Annotated in this window: 4 protein-coding genes; 1 reads left to right on the top strand and 3 read right to left on the bottom strand. The window is 59.6% G+C overall.

Going from position 1 to position 2,812, the window contains the following annotated elements:
- Both WB402_RS03280 and WB402_RS03275 read right to left on the bottom strand, forming a co-directional pair.
- Positions 1 to 203 (bottom strand): hypothetical protein (locus WB402_RS03280; protein ID WP_424205488.1); only part of this gene is annotated, 203 nt, incomplete at its 3' end.
- Between the two features lie 97 nt (positions 204 to 300).
- Positions 301 to 1,143 (bottom strand): SDR family oxidoreductase, encoded by an 843-nt coding sequence (locus tag WB402_RS03275; protein ID WP_424205487.1) that lies wholly within the window; start codon positions 1,141 to 1,143, stop codon positions 301 to 303.
- Between the two features lie 446 nt (positions 1,144 to 1,589).
- Between WB402_RS03275 and WB402_RS03270 the strand changes: the two genes are divergently transcribed.
- A complete protein-coding gene (locus WB402_RS03270; RefSeq protein ID WP_424205486.1) occupies positions 1,590 to 1,760 on the top strand; it encodes a hypothetical protein in 171 nt (56 codons plus the stop codon).
- Positions 1,761 to 1,896: 136 nt separating this feature from the next.
- Here WB402_RS03270 and WB402_RS03265 read toward each other — a convergent pair whose 3' ends face one another.
- The gene (locus WB402_RS03265) at positions 1,897 to 2,727 is read right to left on the bottom strand and encodes a hypothetical protein (protein ID WP_424205485.1); all 831 of its coding nucleotides are present in this window, start codon (positions 2,725 to 2,727) and stop codon (positions 1,897 to 1,899) included.
- Positions 2,728 to 2,812: the final 85 nt, after the last annotated feature.

The raw sequence follows: 2,812 nt of genomic DNA, 5'->3' as shown, positions 1-2,812 counted from the left end.
GGCACATGCAACCAAGTAGCAAGGACCCCACGAAGCGATTCGTAGTAGGGCATTAGAAGAAAATATGTCGGGTGTGCAGATATCGCGACTATCATTCCCGCATCGTTTGGCACTCGCCCCATAAACGCGGTGTAAATTGGCACCGCCACGATAACTGTGTAGGTGATCACCGCTATATAACCGGCCCGATAATTGAGTTTCATTTAGACGCCCAACGCTCGCGCTCACCCGCGCGCGTCAGCGCGTCGAGTGGAGCGCATAGTTAGATTTGCTGTAGCCGCCATGGATCAACATTGTTGGTTAGGCGTTGTCGTACGCGAGAGAGGTGGACAGCTTGCGGTGGGCATGGGCCTGGGCGAGCAGCGTGTTGGCCTTGGCCTCAAACGTCTGCATGGCGTCGGCGCCGGCAGCGAAGCGGGTGGGCGGCTCCTTGAGTGCGACGAGCTTCACGAGGGCGCCGGCGAGCTTGGCGGGGTCGCCACCTTGCTTCCCATCCATGCTCTTCCAGGTCGCGACGATCTCCTTGGTTTTCTCGGCATAGTCGTCGATGGAGGGTTTGGCGTAGGTGGTCGAGTCGTTGGTGAGCAGCTCGGTGCGGAAGAAACCAGGTTCGACCAGCATCGTGCGTATTCCGAAGGGCGCGATCTCCGGCGTGAGCGACTCCATCCACCCTTCGATGCCGAACTTCGCGGCGGCATACGCTGTGCAGAACATTTGGCCGGCGATGCCCGCGGTCGAGGAGATGGTGAGCACCAGGCCGGAACGCTGCTTTCGCATCGCCGGCAGGACGGCGCGAGTGACATTCATAGAACCGAACAGCAGCGTCTCGATCTGATTGCGGACCTGTTCGGGGCTTAGCTCCTCGAAGAAGCCGGCGAAGAAGTTGCCGGCGTTGTTGACCAAGACGTCGATTCGCCCGAACTTCGCGACGGCAGCCTCGACTGCCGCCTGCGCATCCTGGGGGCGGGTGACGTCGAGTTTGATTGCCAGCAGGTTGCCGCGATCTCCGACCGCAGCTACGACCTTCGCAGCATCACGGCCGGTGGCGACAACCGCGTGACCGGCGGCCAGGACGGCTTTGGCGATGTCGACACCCAAACCTCGGCCAGCGCCGGTGATGAGCCAAACCTTTCGTTCAGTCATGTCATGTTCCTCATTCGGGTTATGTGCGACCAGGAGGTCTCAACACAACTCTGCAAATCTAACGCCTAAGCTAAGCGGCCGTGGCTGAAAAACCTTACAGGAAACGCCGTTACGACACGCCACGGTCCGCTTGAGCGCATAGTTAGGCGACACGACGCGCGACGACACATGCAAGAACGATAGCGCCGGAAACAAGACCTGGCAACAGCGCCGATCGGTGATGGCCTGCTGCGACGACCGAGCCTGCGCGCCGCAAACCTTGCGCTGCGAAGACTGCAGCCCACGGAAGGGGAAAGGCACTGGTTTTGTCGGGCGTCGTTGATCGACCCGAGCAATGGATCTGTGTTCGCTGGCGCACCGATATTGGGAGGTTCAGGGGAGTATGGTGTTGCAAACCACTTCAAGCGGGTGAACTCATGAAAGCACCACAAAGCGTTGGCGTTGGCTTGGCGTCGCTTCTAGCCACAGGTAGCACTCTGGCGCAGAACGGAACCATGATGAATGACGGCATGTGGGGCTCCGGATGGATGGGCGGATACGGGGGATACTGGGTGCCTATCCTGGTGCTGGCCGTAGTTGTCGGCTTGGTTGTTTGGGTGGTCAAGCAGCAGAAGTAGTAGCTTGATGGGAACCACCTAGCGCCAAGGCGAGTCAGAAACTCGCTCCGCTCGTGGGTTGGTTGGCGACCGAGCGAACTTGGCTCGTCATACGGGACTAAGCGCGGCGGCTCGTGCGACGCCTAACCGTCGAAAGTCACCGGCGCGGCGCTTGCGACGCGTCCCGTGGACTGCCGGGTTGGGCGGTGTGTCCTTGGGCGGCTCCAATGGTTTGCTGAAGGCTCAGCATACTTTCATGGCTCACCTGAATGGCGCCGCGTCGGGGCCTGTCCAGGTCGATAATGAGGTAGACGACCAGGGCGATGAGCATCACCAGAACGAATGCCGCGAGGGTCACCCGATGTCCGGCAATTCCCGATGCATAGCCGAGCGTGGCCGTTGTCAGCACGATCGTCGCGAACATCAAGAGCAGCACGATTTCCGGTACCTGTCGATTCAAGGCCGCATTCCGCGTGGTGGATGTGTCGATGAGTTCATTCAGCGACTGGATGAAGAGACCACTGGTGACGACGCTCTTGTCCAGTTCCGCCGCCTTCACCGCGTGGCTCCAGAGTCGCGCCTCCATCAGTTTCGCCTGGTGCAGCAGCGATTCGTGCAATTCGGGTTCCGTTGAGTCAACGCGGCCTTCCTGAATACGAACATCCAGGTATTGGCGAAGCAGTGCCTGCACTTCATCTTGCATCTCCCGGGGTAGAAGTCGCGCCCTGAGGTACGTGGTTCCGATGGCATTGGCTTCGGCCACCACCGTCTGGCTGCGATCTTCGTAGCGTTGCAGAGCCGCAGAGAATGTAAAAGCCAGCAACAGCGCCAGCAGCCCCAGCATGGAGACCAGAACGGCATTGGCTTGCGTGATCGCTTCAGTTGCCTTCGCCTGTTTGCGAAGACCGCTTCTAAAGCCAATTTCCATGGCAAGCACCATGAAAATGAAAAGCCCTGACACGATCAAGAAGCTGCTTTGGCTGTACATGATTTCCCTCATGAACCTATGGCTCTCCCGGTGTGCTCGGCCGCACAACGTTGTGGCTAACCGGCGCGCGAAAGGAGGCGAAGCC

The sequence above is a fragment of the Sulfuricaulis sp. genome, from assembly GCF_049587675.1.
In the GTDB taxonomy this organism is placed as follows: Bacteria; Pseudomonadota; Gammaproteobacteria; order Acidiferrobacterales; family Sulfurifustaceae; genus Sulfuricaulis.
Note: the sequence above shows the minus strand (reverse complement) of the source record. Positions and strands in the feature narration are given on the sequence as shown.

Coding starts and splice junctions, on each gene's coding strand:
- WB402_RS03275 (WP_424205487.1), bottom strand. CDS start 1,143: ATGACTGAACGAAAGGTTTGGCTCATCACCGGCGCTGGCCGAGGTTTG.
- WB402_RS03265 (WP_424205485.1), bottom strand. CDS start 2,727: ATGTACAGCCAAAGCAGCTTCTTGATCGTGTCAGGGCTTTTCATTTTC.